Origin of the sequence: Ketogulonicigenium vulgare WSH-001, from assembly GCF_000223375.1 — a bacterium.
Classification (GTDB): domain Bacteria; phylum Pseudomonadota; class Alphaproteobacteria; order Rhodobacterales; family Rhodobacteraceae; genus Ketogulonicigenium; species Ketogulonicigenium vulgare.
In genome coordinates this window covers 662,500-677,188 of sequence record NC_017384.1, presented here as the reverse complement: position 1 = coordinate 677,188, position 14,689 = coordinate 662,500, and the positions used below count along the sequence as shown (strand labels likewise).

Annotated in this window: 16 protein-coding genes and 2 tRNA genes; 7 read left to right on the top strand and 11 right to left on the bottom strand. The window is 60.9% G+C overall.

The features are described from left to right. Positions 1-2 precede the first annotated feature (2 nt). Both KVU_RS03330 and KVU_RS03325 read left to right on the top strand, forming a co-directional pair. A complete protein-coding gene (locus tag KVU_RS03330; protein ID WP_013383921.1) occupies positions 3-815 on the top strand; it encodes a substrate-binding periplasmic protein in 813 nt (270 codons plus the stop codon). Next, positions 812-1,414, top strand: a complete 603-nt coding sequence (locus KVU_RS03325; protein ID WP_013383920.1) for a zinc metalloprotease — start codon at positions 812-814, stop codon at positions 1,412-1,414. The genes KVU_RS03330 and KVU_RS03325 overlap by 4 nt, the downstream gene beginning before the upstream one ends. On the opposite strand, the gene KVU_RS03320 is transcribed toward KVU_RS03325, so the two are convergent. The 4 genes from KVU_RS03320 to uvrB form a co-directional block, all read right to left on the bottom strand. Next, positions 1,411-1,860 carry a GNAT family N-acetyltransferase gene (locus KVU_RS03320; RefSeq protein ID WP_014537604.1) on the bottom strand — a complete coding sequence of 150 codons (450 nt, stop codon included), beginning with the start codon at positions 1,858-1,860 and terminating at the stop codon, positions 1,411-1,413. The two genes, KVU_RS03325 and KVU_RS03320, sit on opposite strands and share 4 nt — an antisense overlap. A gap of 23 nt (positions 1,861-1,883) precedes the next feature. After that, a tRNA-Ala gene (locus tag KVU_RS03315) sits at positions 1,884-1,959 on the bottom strand. A 39-nt stretch (positions 1,960-1,998) separates the two neighbouring features. Beyond that, positions 1,999-2,661, bottom strand: a complete 663-nt coding sequence (locus KVU_RS03310; protein WP_236953142.1) for a hypothetical protein — start codon at positions 2,659-2,661, stop codon at positions 1,999-2,001. A gap of 50 nt (positions 2,662-2,711) precedes the next feature. Then, on the bottom strand, positions 2,712-4,895 hold the full coding sequence (gene uvrB, locus KVU_RS03305; RefSeq protein WP_013383917.1) for an excinuclease ABC subunit UvrB: 2,184 nt from the start codon (positions 4,893-4,895) through the stop codon (positions 2,712-2,714). A 142-nt stretch (positions 4,896-5,037) separates the two neighbouring features. Between uvrB and KVU_RS03300 the strand changes: the two genes are divergently transcribed. Then, positions 5,038-5,349 carry an NADH dehydrogenase ubiquinone Fe-S protein 4 gene (locus KVU_RS03300; RefSeq protein ID WP_013383916.1) on the top strand — a complete coding sequence of 104 codons (312 nt, stop codon included), beginning with the start codon at positions 5,038-5,040 and terminating at the stop codon, positions 5,347-5,349. Between the two features lie 209 nt (positions 5,350-5,558). On the opposite strand, the gene KVU_RS03295 is transcribed toward KVU_RS03300, so the two are convergent. The 7 genes from KVU_RS03295 to pdxH all read right to left on the bottom strand — a co-directional run bounded on the left by KVU_RS03295 (position 5,559) and on the right by pdxH (position 10,060). Continuing rightward, positions 5,559-5,873: an H-NS histone family protein gene (locus KVU_RS03295; RefSeq protein ID WP_013383915.1), complete on the bottom strand. Its 315-nt coding sequence runs from the start codon at positions 5,871-5,873 to the stop codon at positions 5,559-5,561. A 202-nt stretch (positions 5,874-6,075) separates the two neighbouring features. Continuing rightward, the gene (locus KVU_RS03290; protein ID WP_014537603.1) at positions 6,076-7,062 is read right to left on the bottom strand and encodes a GDP-L-fucose synthase family protein; all 987 of its coding nucleotides are present in this window, start codon (positions 7,060-7,062) and stop codon (positions 6,076-6,078) included. Continuing rightward, entirely contained in the window at positions 7,059-8,123 is a 1,065-nt protein-coding gene (gene gmd, locus KVU_RS03285; RefSeq protein ID WP_014537602.1) for a GDP-mannose 4,6-dehydratase, read from the bottom strand. Before gmd ends, KVU_RS03290 begins: the two co-directional genes overlap by 4 nt. Positions 8,124-8,240: 117 nt before the next feature. Continuing rightward, positions 8,241-8,317, bottom strand: a tRNA-Pro gene (locus KVU_RS03280). A gap of 44 nt (positions 8,318-8,361) precedes the next feature. Then, positions 8,362-8,802 (bottom strand): DUF192 domain-containing protein, encoded by a 441-nt coding sequence (locus KVU_RS03275; protein WP_013383911.1) that lies wholly within the window; start codon positions 8,800-8,802, stop codon positions 8,362-8,364. Between the two features lie 5 nt (positions 8,803-8,807). Then, positions 8,808-9,338: a cold-shock protein gene (locus tag KVU_RS03270; protein ID WP_013383910.1), complete on the bottom strand. Its 531-nt coding sequence runs from the start codon at positions 9,336-9,338 to the stop codon at positions 8,808-8,810. 116 nt (positions 9,339-9,454) lie between these two features. Beyond that, positions 9,455-10,060, bottom strand: coding sequence for a pyridoxamine 5'-phosphate oxidase (gene pdxH, locus KVU_RS03265; RefSeq protein WP_013383909.1), 606 nt, complete (start codon positions 10,058-10,060; stop codon positions 9,455-9,457). Positions 10,061-10,235: 175 nt separating this feature from the next. Between pdxH and fabI the strand changes: the two genes are divergently transcribed. The 4 genes from fabI to KVU_RS03245 all read left to right on the top strand — a co-directional run bounded on the left by fabI (position 10,236) and on the right by KVU_RS03245 (position 14,685). Continuing rightward, on the top strand, positions 10,236-11,054 hold the full coding sequence (fabI, locus tag KVU_RS03260; protein ID WP_013383908.1) for an enoyl-ACP reductase FabI: 819 nt from the start codon (positions 10,236-10,238) through the stop codon (positions 11,052-11,054). 25 nt (positions 11,055-11,079) lie between these two features. Continuing rightward, a complete protein-coding gene (gpt, locus tag KVU_RS03255; RefSeq protein WP_013383907.1) occupies positions 11,080-11,598 on the top strand; it encodes a xanthine phosphoribosyltransferase in 519 nt (172 codons plus the stop codon). Positions 11,599-11,601: 3 nt separating this feature from the next. Next, positions 11,602-12,771, top strand: coding sequence for an aminotransferase (locus KVU_RS03250; protein ID WP_013383906.1), 1,170 nt, complete (start codon positions 11,602-11,604; stop codon positions 12,769-12,771). Positions 12,772-12,846: 75 nt separating this feature from the next. Beyond that, on the top strand, positions 12,847-14,685 hold the full coding sequence (locus KVU_RS03245; protein WP_013383905.1) for a peptidylprolyl isomerase: 1,839 nt from the start codon (positions 12,847-12,849) through the stop codon (positions 14,683-14,685). Positions 14,686-14,689: the final 4 nt, after the last annotated feature.

Genomic DNA, 14,689 nt, shown 5'->3' with positions numbered 1-14,689 from the left:
CCATGTTTTTCCGTCGCCATGCCCGAGACCTCGGCGCTATCGCCGCCGTGCTGATGTTGTTTTCCGCCGTTAATCTGCTGCCGCCTGACACCGCACTGAAGCAGGTCGAACGCCAAGGCGTGCTGCGCGTCTGCGCGCCGCAAAACTACCCGCCCTTTGTCACCGCCGACCCCGCCGCGCCGGGGATCGAGGTCGAGATCATCCGCACGATTGCCCAAGGCATGGGCCTGCGCCTTTCCATCAACCGCATTGCCGCCATCGGCCGCGAGGTGAACCCGCTGGCCTGGAATATCAGCCGTGCCAATTGCCATGTGATGATCGGCGGTCTGGTCGATACCCCCCTGATGCGCAATTACATGGATATGAGCCCGCCCTATCTGCAAAGCGGCTGGGTCACGCTGGCCGCCACTGATACCCCTGATGTGTCCGGCGCGCGGATCGGCGTGTTCGTCGGCACGATCGGGCGCGACCGCCTTGCCCTCAGCCGCGCGCTGCGCGAGGCTGGCGCGGCGGAAATTACTGGCCAGACCAGTTTGAACGGCGCTGTGCGTGCATTGGCCGCGGGTGATCTGGATCTGATCGTGACCGATGCCGTTCTGGCCTCGGGCGTTGCGCATGAGGATCTGCGGATTGCCCCCCTTGGCGCTTTGCCCGGCGATTCCATCGGCATGGGATTTTGGAAAGGGGATTTGACCCTGAAACGCGCCGCCCTGCGCATTTTGGATCAGATGATCGACAGCGGCGAGACGGTGCAGATCGCCGCGCGCTATGGCTATGGCACGCTGGCCGAACTTGCGGCCGAGGACAGCGAATGATCAATCCCTTTGATATCTACGGCAACACGCCGCAGACCATTGTTTTCTCGGTGATTGCGGGTGCGGCGACGGTCGGGCTGCATAGCTGGCTGCTGGCACGGCTGGTGGTGCTGCTGGGCGATCGCGGCCCGCGCCAGGATGGGCGCATCGCGCTATCGCCCCTGCGCGCGGCGGGGCCGATCGGGCTGTTTGCCGTCGCCATCACGCAGATCGGCTGGATCCGCCCGATGCAGATCGATCCTGCCCGTCTGCGCGGTGGTCGCGCGATGGTGCCGGTGCTGTTGCTGGCCAGCCTCGCGCTGCTGGCGCTGGTGGCGTGGGGGCTATGGCAGCTCAGGCCCGTGTTGGTGCAAAATTTCCCCGGCGCGACGCCCGCCTATGTGACGATCACCACAATCACCACATTCGCCTATACGGTGTTCTGGTATAGCCTGTTCAACCTGCTGCCACTGCCGCCGTTCTTGATGGGGCATTGGTTTCAGTCGCGTCTCCAACGCGTTGCAACGCCGGTGGCAGTGGCAGCACTGGCCGCATTGCTTTACCTGACCATCACCTATCGCGGCTGGTTCGGCGGGGTCGAACGGTGGTTCTTCTCTTAGGCACTGCGGCTGAAGACATCCAGGCCGCCCACGTCACGTTCAACCAGATCAAAGCCGCGCGCGGCGTAATAAGGCGCGTTGTCGCGGCTGGCACAAAGATAGACCTTCGCATAGCCCAGAGCCGCGGCGCTGTCTTGGGCGTGCTGCATCAACTGGGCGGCGATCCCCTGCCGCCGGGCGTCTTCCTCTACCCAAAGCGCGGCGATCCAAGGCGTCAGCGTGGGTCGCGCCGACAGGTCGTTTTCGATCAGGAACACCGAGCCCAGATAGCGCCCGCCGTCATGCGCGACAAACCCGCAAGGGATGCCGGCGCTGGCAGCAATCGCGGCGACACCGGCTTGGTAATCCTGCAGCGTCACATCTGTCTCCTGCCACCAGGCCTGCCACGCGCGCTGCGCGATACGTGGCACGAAATGAGGAACATCGCGAAGCGGACTGATCTGCACGGGTCTTAACCTTTGGCGGAAATTGGTGGAGCCGAGGGGGATCGAACCCCTGACCTCGTCATTGCGAACGACGCGCTCTCCCAACTGAGCTACGGCCCCATGGTGAAAATCTGCGCCCCGGCCCGGGGGCTGTCAAGCCTAGAAGGTGAGCCAGGCGTCCAGCCCCAGCGCCGCGCCGCGATCACCGGTGAGGGCTTGGGTCACGCTGGCACGCAAGGTGATCGCCTCGGTCACGGCATAGCCACCGGCGGACATCACCTTGGCATAGAAATCGCCGCTGATCCCCTCGCCCATCTGCATGCTGAGGCTGCTCATCCACGGGGTGTCGGTGAAGGTGTGGCCCCATGTGACCTCGACCTTGCTTTGCACCAGATCTGGCAGGTCATCACCCGATCCGAGCCGCCCTTCATAGATGGCATCGGCGCTCAGCCAGCCCTGCTGCAGCCCATAGCCCCAATGCAGCGCAATGCGGCCCATCGGGGCTGTATACATATCGGTATAAATCTGACCATAGGCCAGCGAGACCGCCAGTTGGTGCCCCGCCGCATCTTGCAAAACCGGCACGCGGGCGAACAGGTAATCGCTGCGCGCCGTGCCGCGATCGGCCTGAAAGCCATCAGCGCCCACCGTTAGCCAACCTGTTGCGCCGAATTCAACGTAATAGGTCGGATCGTAATGCACCGGCCGCACGGCGGAAAACAGCGCCACATTCGCGCCGACCGTGGTAAATGTCTCGCCCTCGGCGCGCGGCCAAGCGCCGCCTTGCGCCGCAGCGCCGTAGGTCGCGATCAGAAAGGCCAAGGGGATGATCCGCATGGCCCGAGTTGACGGGCCATATGGTTAAAGTGCGGTTAACGCCGCTTGCTGCGTTTATTGCCGCCGCGCTGACCGGCACGGCCAGCGGTCGAGCGACCACCGGCCTTTTTGGCCCCTTCGACCGCGTCATCGACCTCGGATTGGCGCGCCAGCGGATCATCGGCGATGGTCAGTGCGACCGTCTCGAGCCGCTTCACCTCGTCGCGCAGACGGGCCGCCTCCTCGAATTCGAGGTTCTCGGCGGCCTTGCGCATATCGGCGCGCAGACCCTCCAGCACCGCCTCGAGATTGCCGCCCTTGCCGGGTTTGATCTTGGCCGTGACGCGGGACATATCGGTGTCACCTTGATAGGTGCCAAACAGAATATCCTCGACGTTCTTTTTCACGCTTTGCGGCGTGATACCGTGTTCGACGTTATAGGCCATCTGGCGTTGGCGACGGCGATCCGTCTCGGCAAGCGCGCGCTGCATGGAGCCCGTGATGCGATCCGCATACATGATCACGCGGCCTTCGGCGTTGCGCGCCGCGCGGCCAATCGTCTGCACGAGCGAGGTCTCGCTGCGCAGGAACCCCTCCTTATCGGCGTCCAAAATAGCAACCAGCCCGCATTCGGGAATGTCCAACCCCTCACGCAGCAGGTTGATGCCGACCAGCACATCAAAGGCCCCCAGACGCAGATCGCGCAGGATCTCGATCCGCTCGATCGTGTCGATATCGCTGTGCATATAGCGCACGCGAATGCCCTGTTCGTGCAGATATTCGGTCAGATCCTCGGCCATACGCTTGGTCAGCACGGTGGCGAGGGTGCGCATCCCGGCGGCGGACACTTTGCGAATCTCGGACAGCAGGTCGTCGACCTGCATCTCGACGGGGCGGATATCCACCAGCGGGTCCAAAAGACCGGTCGGGCGGATGATCTGTTCGGCAAAGACGCCGCCGGTCTGGCCCATTTCCCATGGGCCGGGCGTGGCCGAGACAAAGACCGATTGCGGGCGCATGGCGTCCCATTCCTCGAACTTCAACGGGCGGTTATCCATACAGCTGGGCAGACGGAAGCCGTGATCGGCCAGCGTCGTTTTGCGCCGAAAGTCGCCGCGATACATCGCACCGATCTGCGGCACGGTCACATGGCTTTCATCGGCGAAAACGATGGCATTATCCGGGATGAATTCGAACAAGGTGGGCGGCGGCTCGCCCGGGGCGCGACCGGTCAGATAACGGCTGTAGTTTTCGATACCGTTGCACACGCCAGTGGCTTCCAGCATTTCAAGGTCAAAGCGGGTGCGCTGCTCCAGCCGCTGCGCCTCGAGCAGCTTGCCCTCGTCAGTGAACTGATCAAGCCGCTGGCGCAGCTCGTTTTTAATGCCGATCACCGCCTGATTCATCGTCGGGCGGGGCGTGACATAGTGGCTGTTCGCATAGATGCGGATCTGGGTGAAATTGTCGGTTTTCTGGCCGGTCAGCGGATCGAATTCGATGATCGATTCCAGCTCTTCGCCAAAGAATGACATGCGCCAGGCGCGATCCTCGAGGTGGGCGGGCCAAACTTCCAGCAGATCGCCGCGCACGCGGAAACTGCCGCGCGAGAACGCCTGATCGTTCCGCTTATATTGCTGCGCCACCAGATCGTTGATGACCTGCCGCATGTCGTAATTCTGCCCGACGAACAGATCCTGCGTCATCGCGGAATAGGTCTCGACCGAGCCGATACCATAGATGCACGAGACCGAGGCGACGATGATCACATCGTCACGTTCCAGCAGCGCCCGCGTCGCCGAGTGGCGCATCCGGTCGATCTGCTCGTTAATCTGGGATTCCTTTTCAATGAACGTATCGGTGCGCGCGACATAGGCCTCGGGCTGGTAGTAATCGTAATAGCTTACGAAATACTCAACGGCATTTTCGGGAAAGAAATTCTTGAACTCGCCATAAAGCTGGGCGGCCAAGGTCTTGTTATGCGCCAGAATAATCGCGGGACGCTGGGTGCGCTCGATCACCTGCGCCATGGTAAAGGTCTTGCCCGTGCCCGTCGCGCCCAGCAGCACCTGATCATGCTCGCCGCTGTCGATCCCGGCCACCAATTCGGCAATCGCACTGGGCTGATCGCCTGCGGGATCGAAACTTGTGTTAAGGACAAACCGCTTGCCACCCTCCAGCTTTTCGCGGCGCTGGGGCGTGGAATACAGCATCGGCATTTGATCTGGGGCGTTGTTGTGCATGGCGACCTTTTCCGCAGAACTGGCCCCTTTATGTGGTCACTTTTTGTTCCAGCACAAGAGGGGATCAAACTGCGACAATTTGCCATTGCAAGCGGGGCTGGAACGCGCAACACTTGGCGCGACGCAAATCACGAGGTTAGACATGTCGGCCCGTATTTACCGCCCTGCCCGCACAGCCATGTCGTCGGGCACCGCCAAGACCCAAGTTTGGGTGCTGGAATGGGACGCAAGCGCCGCGCCGCAGATCGACCCGCTGATGGGCTGGATCGGTCATGGCGACACCCAAAGCCAGATGCGGCTGCAATTTGAAACATTGGACGCCGCTTTGGCCTATGCGGCCGCGCATGATATCGACGTGGTGACCCTGCCAACCCAAGAGCGTGCGCCGCAATTGCGCAGCCTTGGATATGGCGAAAACTTCGCGACAAATCGGCGCGAGCCCTGGTCGCATTAAGCGCGTTTTGACGGGATAAAAAGCGCGCCTGTGTTAACGCGCCTTTTATTCATCGCAACGTATATTCATAATATGACACAACCAAAGCGTGCAGCGATACACTAAACCTTGCGCGCATTCAGGCGTATTGGGTGAATGAATTACTTATAAAAATTCCAAAATCCGAACCAATTGGAAAACAAATCCAGACGATATTCATGCCCCGGAAATCAGAGTTCGCATTCCTCTAGCGTCATGCCTGCGGCGTCCAGATCGTGAACCCATTGCGGCTTGCGGCCGCGGCCAGACCAGGTTTGATCGGGATTTTCCGGATTTCTGTAACGTGCCACGCCCGGCATACGGCGATTGCCCAGCATGGAAATCTCGTCCGTCAACTGGGCTAGCGAGAAACCATAGGCCGATGCCGCCTGTTGCGCGGCTTCCAGTGCTGCGAGCCGGTTACGCTCATCAAGAGTGGCCAAAGCGCGATCGACGTCCACGCGCAGCTTAACCAGCTCTTTACGGTCAAGCGAATTCAGATCCATTTTTTTACCCATATTGCGGGAGGACCGAAAACCGAGGTCTGATCCCAAATATTTGCACAGCAAATGTAGGCAAATAATAGAATCGCATTGTCACAATTGCAAGGCGCTCTACTACCTTAGGTAGAGTAAACCATTTACAAACAGAAAATAGAATAAAAATTCCATGAAATCAGATTGTTTGATTTCGCACGTGGCGCGAAGGTCAGCAGTATCGGCGTAATTCGCCCATTTCATGGTGAATGATGAACCAGCGATAGGTCTGAATCAACCCATTATGTAAATTGATTTTCGCATTCCATCCCAGCCGTTCCAGACGACGAGAATCGACAATCCGCCGGGCCACGCCCGAGGGTTTGGCGGGGTCAAATCGGATCTCGCCGCCGTATCCGGTGACCTGCGCCAGCGCCCGCGCGAGGGTCGCAACGGATGTTTCCTCGCCGCTGCCAGCGTTCAAATGGGCAAGCCCCTCTCCCAGTGCGCCCCAATAGGCCTGCGGCGGCAGATCCAGCACAAAAAGCGCCGCATCAGCCAGATCGTCAACGAACATGAACTCGCGCCGCGCCTGCCCGTCGCCCCAAATATCGACCGAAGGCGCAGCGATGTGCCGCGCATGATGCATACGCGCCATCAATGCAGGGATCACATGGCTAGAGGTTGCGTGAAAATTATCGCCCGGCCCGTAAAGATTTGGCGGCATCAGGCTGCGAAAATCGGCCCCGTATTGGCTATGATAGGCGGCACATAGGGCGATCCCTGCGATTTTAGCCAGCGCATAAGGCGCGTTCGAGGGATCAAGCGGCCCTGTCATCAGCACGTCTTCCGGCATCGGCTGGGGCGCATCGCGCGGGTAGATACAGGATGACCCAAGGTTCAAAAGCCGATCAACCCCCGCCTTCTGTGCCGCGTGAATAATGGTGGTCGCGATCATCAGATTATCGTGCAGAAATTCAGCAGGTTGGGCGATATTCGCGGCGATCCCCCCGACGCGCCCTGCGGCGATAATGACCTGATCGGGGCGAGCGGCGTGAAAGAATCGCACCACCGCATCCCTGTCGCGCAGATCCAGCCCCGCACGCGGCGCTGTCAGTATCTCATGCGCCTCACCCGCCGCATGACGTTGCGCCAGCGCGCGCAAAATAGCGCCGCCGACCATACCGCGATGCCCTGCAACGAAGATGCGCCGCGTCATGCGGGTATCGGGCGCTGCGCCCGGGCCAGTTGGATATCTGCGAGCACCATCTCGCGGCAGAGCGTGCGTGCATCAATTTCAGGCACCCAGCCCAAGATCGCATGGGCACGGGCAGCGTCGCCGCGCAGTTGCGGCACATCGGCGGGCCGAAAAAGATGCGGGTCAACCTGCAACACCCTGTCCCCACGGCGCAAAGCGGGCGCATAGGGGCCGTCGTTTCGCGCAACAATCGCGTGCTCCTGCGTGCCGCTGCCGCGAAATTCCAGCGTCAGGCCCAGATCCTCGGCGGCCCAGGTGACGAACTGGCGCACGCTGCATTGGTGTCCCGTCGCGATCACATAATCACCGGGGCGATCCTGTTGCAGCATCAGCCACTGCATCCGCACATAATCGCGCGCATGGCCCCAGTCGCGCAGCGCATCCAAATTGCCCAGCCGCAACGGCCCCTCTAGCCCCTGGGCCAACCGCGACAGGCCACGGGTAATCTTGCGCGCAACAAAGTTTTCGCCGCGCCGGGGGCTTTCGTGGTTGAATAACAGCCCGTTGCTGGCGTGAAAGCCATAGGTCTCGCGATAATTCACCACGCTCCAATACGCGAACAGCTTGGCGACCGCATAGGGCGATCGGGGCTGAAAGGGCGTCCCCTCGTGCTGGATGGGCGCGCGGGTGGCCCCGTAAAGTTCTGAGGTCGAGGCCTGATAGAATCGCGCGCGCAATTGCAAAGCGCGCATCACCTCGAGCAGGCGCAGCGCGCCCAGCGCGTTCACATCGGCCGTATAAAGCGGTGTGTCGAAACTGGCAGCGACATCGCTTTGGGCGCCAAGATTATAGATTTCATCGGGCTGGATGCGCGCCAGAATCGCGGTCAGCCCCGCTGCATCGGACAGATCGCCGTAGTGCAGATGCAGGGGCTGATCGGGCAAAAGATGCGCAATGCGCTGCGTATTATCGACGGATGCGCGCCGCAACATCCCATGGACCGCATATCCCTTTTCCAGCAAAAACTCGGCCAGATAAGAGCCGTCCTGCCCGGTAATGCCTGTAATCAATGCCCGTTTCATCGCCTGCCCCGTTCCAAACAAGGACAGGTTAAAACGGCGACTGTAAACGGCGGGTTAGCCGATCAGATCGATAAACTGATAAGGATAATCAAAAGGATGCTGGTTCATCCTTTTATATGGTCGGGGCGGAGAGATTCGAACTCCCGACCCTCTGTTCCCAAAACAGATGCGCTACCAGGCTGCGCTACGCCCCGAACCAAGGCCCTCATAGCGGCAATTTTTGCCGAGGGAAAGACCGCTAATTGCAACTTCCGGCAATCGAGGGGTGAATCATGTGATCACCCGCCGTCAACCCCAGCGCCTCCGCCGCGCCGCCATTGATTTCAAGGACATATTGCACATTCGGCCCGCCCGGAATTGCCGTTTCGTCATGCGGGATCGCGTTTTCATGAATGCGCGTAATTTCACCGTCGGGCGCTGCAAACAGCATATCGAGGGGAATCAGCGTATTGCGCATCCAAAAGCTGGGGCTTTCGGGCGCGTCATAAACGAACAGCATACCGGCCATATCGGGCATCTGCGGCACGAACATCAACCCTTGGGCGCGGGTCTGCACGGTATCGACCACTGCCACCATGAAGCGCAACGTCTCACCGGTGTCGTGTTTGCGGATGAATAATGTGCCCTCGTGGCAGGCAACCTGCGCCTGCGCACTGGACACATCGGCAAAGGCCGTCAAGGCGGCTAGGCCAAAGGCAAGCCCGCCTCCCAAGGCATAACGGCCACGGCCATTGGCCCTCGTTTTCCGGCGATCAGGCGCAGACATATTGCTTCTCCTTGGCGCAGGTCGGAGAATCCGCCTTCGCGCATCACTTCGATATGGATGAACACATCATCGGCGCTTCCAAAGACATTCGCAAAGCCAAATCCGCGTGTGCGATCAAAGCGTTTGACCCGCGCGGGCACCACAGGCAAGGCGCGGATTTCCTCGGCACTAAGCCCCTCAAGGTCGGTAAGTCCGGTGCCGGGGCGGCCATTATCGCCGACCGCCAAAATCTCGATCGCCTGCGCGCCTTTGGGCGTCCGACTGACTAGCACCGTAATTTCAATACCTTCGCCAACGCTATTGAGGCCAAAGCGACGCAGCACATTGGCGTGGAGCAAGATGTCCGAGCGTCCTTGTGGATCGACAATAAAGCCAAATCCTTTGGTCGCGTCATACCATTTCACATGGCCAGCCATCAAAACGGCTGGCTGTTCGTTATCTGTATTCATGCAGTGCGATTTTACGGGAGCCTATCCCGACCTCGTGAATATCTATATTGACCTTAATATAACCACACGCAAAACGGAACAAATCGCAAGCTGCCTAGCCCTTCGCCGTCACGGCTTCAAGGGTAAAGGCGCTGAACGACCCACGGGTTTAAGGCCGATTCGCGACTCCACCGAAAGCGATCATGCAAACGGTGGGCACCATCGGCCCAAAACTCGATACTCTGGGGAATAATGCGGTAACCGCCCCAATGCGGCGGCCGTGGCGGCGCGTCCCCAAAACGCGCGTTTAGTTGCTCGACACGCTGCATCAACACGGCGCGCGACTCAAGAGGGCGTGATTGGTCCGAGGCCCAGGCCCCGATCCGGCTCTCCAGCGCGCGCGATGCGAAATATGCATCTGATGCAGTCTCGGTTTCTGGTGCGACATGGCCGCGCACCCTAATCTGGCGACGCAGCGTTTTCCAGTGCAGCACGAAGGCGGCTTGCGGATTTTCAGCAAGCGCGCGGCCCTTGTCACTGTCATGATTGGTATAAAAGACAAACGCATCGTCTTCGATGGCTTTCAGCAAGACCATCCGCACATCGGGCAGGCCCGCAGAATCCGCTGTCGCCAAGGCGATTGCATTGGGATCATTGGGTTCGGTGATGGTTGCCTCGGCCAACCAGGCGCGGGCGATCTCATAGGGGTTCTCGCCTGCGAAAATGCCGTCAGTGGGGTTCATGCTTGCTACTCTCTTGGGCGCACTTCGGTGGCGTAAAATGACATACTGCGACGTGAATGTTACCCTTAACGCCTTAATGACGCTACGTCGCGAACAGGTTGTGATGGTTCTTGCCGCCTGCGGGGCAATGGCCTAGAGAAAGGTCAGAACAGCCACGTTTGGCAAGAGGAATAGAATGGCAAATGAACTGATGAAGGGAAAGCGTGGACTTATCATGGGCCTGGCCAATGATAAATCCATCGCCTGGGGCATCGCGAAAGCCTGTGCTGACGCCGGAGCCGAGCTTGCTTTCTCGTATCAGGGTGATGCGCTGCTAAAGCGTGTGACGCCCCTCGCCGCAGAACTCGGCTCGGATATCGTGCTGCCCTGCGATGTGACGGATATGGAGTCGATCGACGCCCTGTTCGCCGCGCTTGAGGAAAAATGGGGCAAGCTGGACTTTGTCGTCCATGCGATTGCCTTCTCGGACAAGAACGACCTGCGCGGCCGCTATGTCGACACATCGCGCAACGGCTTCCTGCTGGCGATGGATATCTCGGTCTATTCGTTCACCGCGATCATGCAGCGCGCGGAAAAGCTGATGGAGCCCGGCGGCTCGGCCATGACGCTGACCTATTACGGCGGCGAGAAAGTCATGCCGCATTATAACGTCATGGGCGTCGCCAAAGCCGCGCTTGAGGCATCGGTGAAATATCTTGCCGAAGATCTGGGCAAAGACGGCATCCGCGTGAATGCGATCTCGGCCGGCCCGATCAAAACGCTTGCCGCCAGCGGCATCGGCGATTTCCGCTATATCCTGAAGTGGAACGAATATAACTCGCCGCTGCGCCGCAATGTGACGATCGAAGATGTCGGCCGCTCGGCCCTCTATCTGCTGTCGGACCTAGGTTCGGGCGTCACGGGCGAGGTTCTGCACGTCGATGCGGGCTATCATGTTGTGGGGATGAAGGCGATTGACGCCCCCGACATGGCCAAGGAACTGTCCAAAGACTAACCCAATATCCAGCCAGGTAATCCAGATGACCACTCCGCGCCCCGACCGCCTGCCCCATGAAAAGGGCTTCCACATCAGCTGGGATCAGATCCATCGTGACAGCCGCGCGCTGGCGTGGCGTCTGGACGGGCATGGCCCGGGCGAGAACGGGACGTGGCGTGGCATCTGCGCGATCACGCGCGGCGGCATGGTGCCCGCCTCGATCCTCGCGCGCGAGCTGGATATCCGCACCATCGATACGATCGGTGTGAAAAGCTATGACCACAACCAGCAAAGCGGGCTGGAAGTGCTGAACCAACCCGATCCCGACTTTATGAAAGACGGCGAAGGCATCTTGATCGTCGATGATCTGGTCGACAGCGGCAAAACGCTGGAACTGGTGCGTCAGATGTATCCCAAGGCGCATTTCGCCACCGTCTATGCCAAGCCCAAGGGCCGCGTGCAGGTTGACACTTTCATCACCGAAGTCAGCCAAGACACCTGGATTTTCTTCCCTTGGGATATGGCGCTGCAATATGTCGAGCCTTATCGCGGTCGCGAATAAGCCATGACACGCACCGCTGCGACGTTTCCCTCGCCCATTACGGAATCGCGCAGTTGGCTGGCGGGGACCACCTTCCCGCCAGAGCGCCCGCTGATCAATGTCAGCCAGGCCGCCCCACTCGCGCCGCCACCTGCCGATATGTTGCAGGCGATGGCGCAGATGGTGCTGAACGATCCGTCCATTCATCGCTATGGCCCCGACCTTGGCCTGCCTGCTTTGCGCGCGGCGCTGGCGGCGCGGTGGGCGCGGCTGAATGGCGGCACGGTCAGCGCCGATCAGGTGGCGATCACCTCGGGCTGCAATCAGGCCTATTGCGCCGCCAGTGCCAGCCTCTGCGATGAGGGTGACGAGATCATCCTGCCAAGCCCGTGGTATTTCAACCACCGCATGTGGAACGATATGGCGGGGATCACGACCGTGCCGCTGGCGCTGGATGATACGCTGATCCCCGACCCTGCCGCCGCTGCCGCGCTGATCACGCCGCGCACCCGCGCCATCGTGCTGGTGACGCCTAACAACCCTACCGGCGTCGAATATCCCGAAGGTGTGGTGCGCGCCTTTTACGATCTGGCCAAGGCGCATGGCATCGCGCTGATTCTGGACGAGACCTATCGCGATTTCGACAGCCGCAGCGCGCCTGCGCATGGGCTGTTCGCGCTGCCGGATTGGGATCACACCCTCATCCACCTCTATTCCTTTTCCAAGGCCTACCGCCTGCCCGGCCACCGCGTCGGCGCCGTGACCACCGCCCCCGCCCGCCTGTTCGAGATCGAAAAATTCATCGACAGCATGACGATCTGCCCCAGCCAGCTGGGCCAGAATGCCGCGCTATGGGGAATCGAACATCTGGACGGCTGGCTGGCTGGCGAGCGGGAAGAGATTTTGCGGCGCAGGCAGGCGGTGATCGACGGCTTTGCCCCCCTTGCTGCGCAGGGCTGGCGGCTGCTGGGCTGCGGCGCTTATTTCGCCTATGTCGCGCATCCGTTTGAGATGGCCTCGGACATCTTGGCGAGGCGGCTGGTCGAGGAGGCAAGCATTCTGATGCTGCCCGGCACCATGTTCACCGCCCCCGGCGATACGGGCGGACAGCGGCAATTGCGCATCGCCTTTGCCAATATCGACGCCGCCCAGATCACAGAGCTGTTCCGGCGCCTCACATCCTATCGCCCCTGAGGTCTGCCGCCTTGCATGGCGCGCGCGCGCCCCTTATGCAGTGTCGAACGAAATTGAACGGCACGGGACCAAAACATGGCCACGAAAAAGCGCACGAGCCCCTTTGTTTGGGCGGGGTTCATTCTGATCGCAGGCGGCCTGATGATTACCGGCGGCCTTGGCCTATCAGGCACCGTGCGAAATGTCGGCAAGGTCGGTGATAAGACCGTGACCGCGCTGGAATATCAGGGCGCGATGCAGCAGGGCCTGCAACAGATGCGCCAGATGTTCGGCAATACGCTGACCTTCGCGCAATTCCAGCAAATGGGCGGCGAGGCGATGGCCCGCGAGCAGCTGGTGCAGGAACGCGCGCTGGAAAACGAGGCTAGCCGCATCGGCCTGTCGGTCGGCGATCTGTATGTTGCCCGTCAGATCCAGCAGATCAGCGCCTTTCAGGGTCTGACCGGCGGTTTCAGCCTGGAAACCTATCGCGCCGCCCTGCGTCAGGTCGGCCTGGCCGAGCGTCAGTTCGAGGATGCCCAGCGCGACGCGATTGCCTCGGGCCTTTTGTCCAGCGCCATCGCGGGCGATCTGACGATGCCCGCCATCTATGCCGAGACTCTGGCCCGTTTCCGCGGCGAGCGCCGCGTGATCACGTGGGCCGCTGTCACTGCCGCCAATGTGACCACAGATATCCCCGCCCCGACCGAGGAAGATCTGCAGGCCTATCACGACAGCCACCCCGATGTGTTCACCACGCCCGAGACGCGCCGCGTGACCTATGCCGCGCTGACGCCTGAAATGGCCGCCGAGACGATCGAAGTGTCCGAGGACGAGATCCGCGCCCTCTATGACCAGCGCATCGACAGCTATATCGTGCCCGAGCGTCGCATCGTCGACCGTCTGACCTTTAACAATGACGCTGATGCAACGGCCGCGCTGGCCCGCATCCAAAGTGGCGAGATCACCTTTACCGACCTCGCCAATGAGATGGGCTTTTCGCTGGAGGAGATCGACCAAGGCGAGATGACCGAAGCCGCGCTTGGCGAGGGTGGCGCTGCCGTCTTTGCCGCAGCAACAGGCGATACGGTTGGTCCCGTCCCATCGCGCTTTGGCCCGGTGCTTTACCGCGTGAACGTCGATCTGGCCGCCGAGGAAACTCCTTATGATGCCGTGCGCGACACGCTGCGCAATGAGCTGGCCGCCAGCCGCGCAGGCCGCGTCATCGCGCAGGAAAAAGCCAGCCTGACCGATCTGGTCGCAGGCGGCGCGCAGATCGAGGATATCGTGAACCTCTCGGATCTGCGCAGCGGCACGCTGGACTGGCAAGAGGGCAATACCGAAGGCATGGCCGCTTACGAGCCGTTCCGCGCAGCTATCGCCGCCGCCGAAATTGGCGCTTTCCCGGCGATTGTCGATCTGCCCGATGGCGGTATTTTCGTGCTGCGTCTGGACGAGATAGTGCCGCCGCGCGTGCAAACGCTGGACGAGATGCGCGCCTATGCCGAGGTGATGTGGCGTTTCCAAGCGACCCAAGACGCCGTCGCCACTGAGGCCGCCCGTCTGGCCGAGGCCGTCGAGGGCGGCGCAACGTTCGAGGAGTTGGGCCTGACCGCCACCACCGAACCCGCCCTGACGCGCAGCGATGTCGTGGCGGGCACCCCCTATGGCACAATGACCACCGCCTTTACGCTGGACAGCGGCGATGTCACCACCTTGTCGGATCAGGGCACCGTCGTCATCCTGCGCCTTGATAGCATCGCCACTGCGGACGAGAGCAACGCCACCTATACCGCCGACCGCGACGCGTTGGCGCAGACGCTGAACAACAGCCTCGCCGGTGATGTGATGCAGGCTTACGGCGGCGCCGTACGCGCAACGACTTCGGTCAGCTTTAACGAGACGGCAGTCTCGTCCATTAACACCGGACTATAACGGA

What these genes read in the sequence shown, in the direction of transcription:
- KVU_RS03330 (WP_013383921.1), top strand. Translation starts at nt 3, where the DNA reads ATGTTTTTCCGTCGCCATGCCCGAGACCTCGGCGCTATCGCCGCCGTG.
- KVU_RS03325 (WP_013383920.1), top strand. Translation starts at nt 812, where the DNA reads ATGATCAATCCCTTTGATATCTACGGCAACACGCCGCAGACCATTGTT.
- uvrB (WP_013383917.1), bottom strand. Translation starts at nt 4,895, where the DNA reads ATGCACAACAACGCCCCAGATCAAATGCCGATGCTGTATTCCACGCCC.
- KVU_RS03300 (WP_013383916.1), top strand. Translation starts at nt 5,038, where the DNA reads ATGTCGGCCCGTATTTACCGCCCTGCCCGCACAGCCATGTCGTCGGGC.
- KVU_RS03295 (WP_013383915.1), bottom strand. Translation starts at nt 5,873, where the DNA reads ATGGATCTGAATTCGCTTGACCGTAAAGAGCTGGTTAAGCTGCGCGTG.
- KVU_RS03290 (WP_014537603.1), bottom strand. Translation starts at nt 7,062, where the DNA reads ATGACGCGGCGCATCTTCGTTGCAGGGCATCGCGGTATGGTCGGCGGC.
- gmd (WP_014537602.1), bottom strand. Translation starts at nt 8,123, where the DNA reads ATGAAACGGGCATTGATTACAGGCATTACCGGGCAGGACGGCTCTTAT.
- KVU_RS03270 (WP_013383910.1), bottom strand. Translation starts at nt 9,338, where the DNA reads ATGAATACAGATAACGAACAGCCAGCCGTTTTGATGGCTGGCCATGTG.
- pdxH (WP_013383909.1), bottom strand. Translation starts at nt 10,060, where the DNA reads ATGAACCCCACTGACGGCATTTTCGCAGGCGAGAACCCCTATGAGATC.
- fabI (WP_013383908.1), top strand. Translation starts at nt 10,236, where the DNA reads ATGGCAAATGAACTGATGAAGGGAAAGCGTGGACTTATCATGGGCCTG.
- gpt (WP_013383907.1), top strand. Translation starts at nt 11,080, where the DNA reads ATGACCACTCCGCGCCCCGACCGCCTGCCCCATGAAAAGGGCTTCCAC.
- KVU_RS03250 (WP_013383906.1), top strand. Translation starts at nt 11,602, where the DNA reads ATGACACGCACCGCTGCGACGTTTCCCTCGCCCATTACGGAATCGCGC.
- KVU_RS03245 (WP_013383905.1), top strand. Translation starts at nt 12,847, where the DNA reads ATGGCCACGAAAAAGCGCACGAGCCCCTTTGTTTGGGCGGGGTTCATT.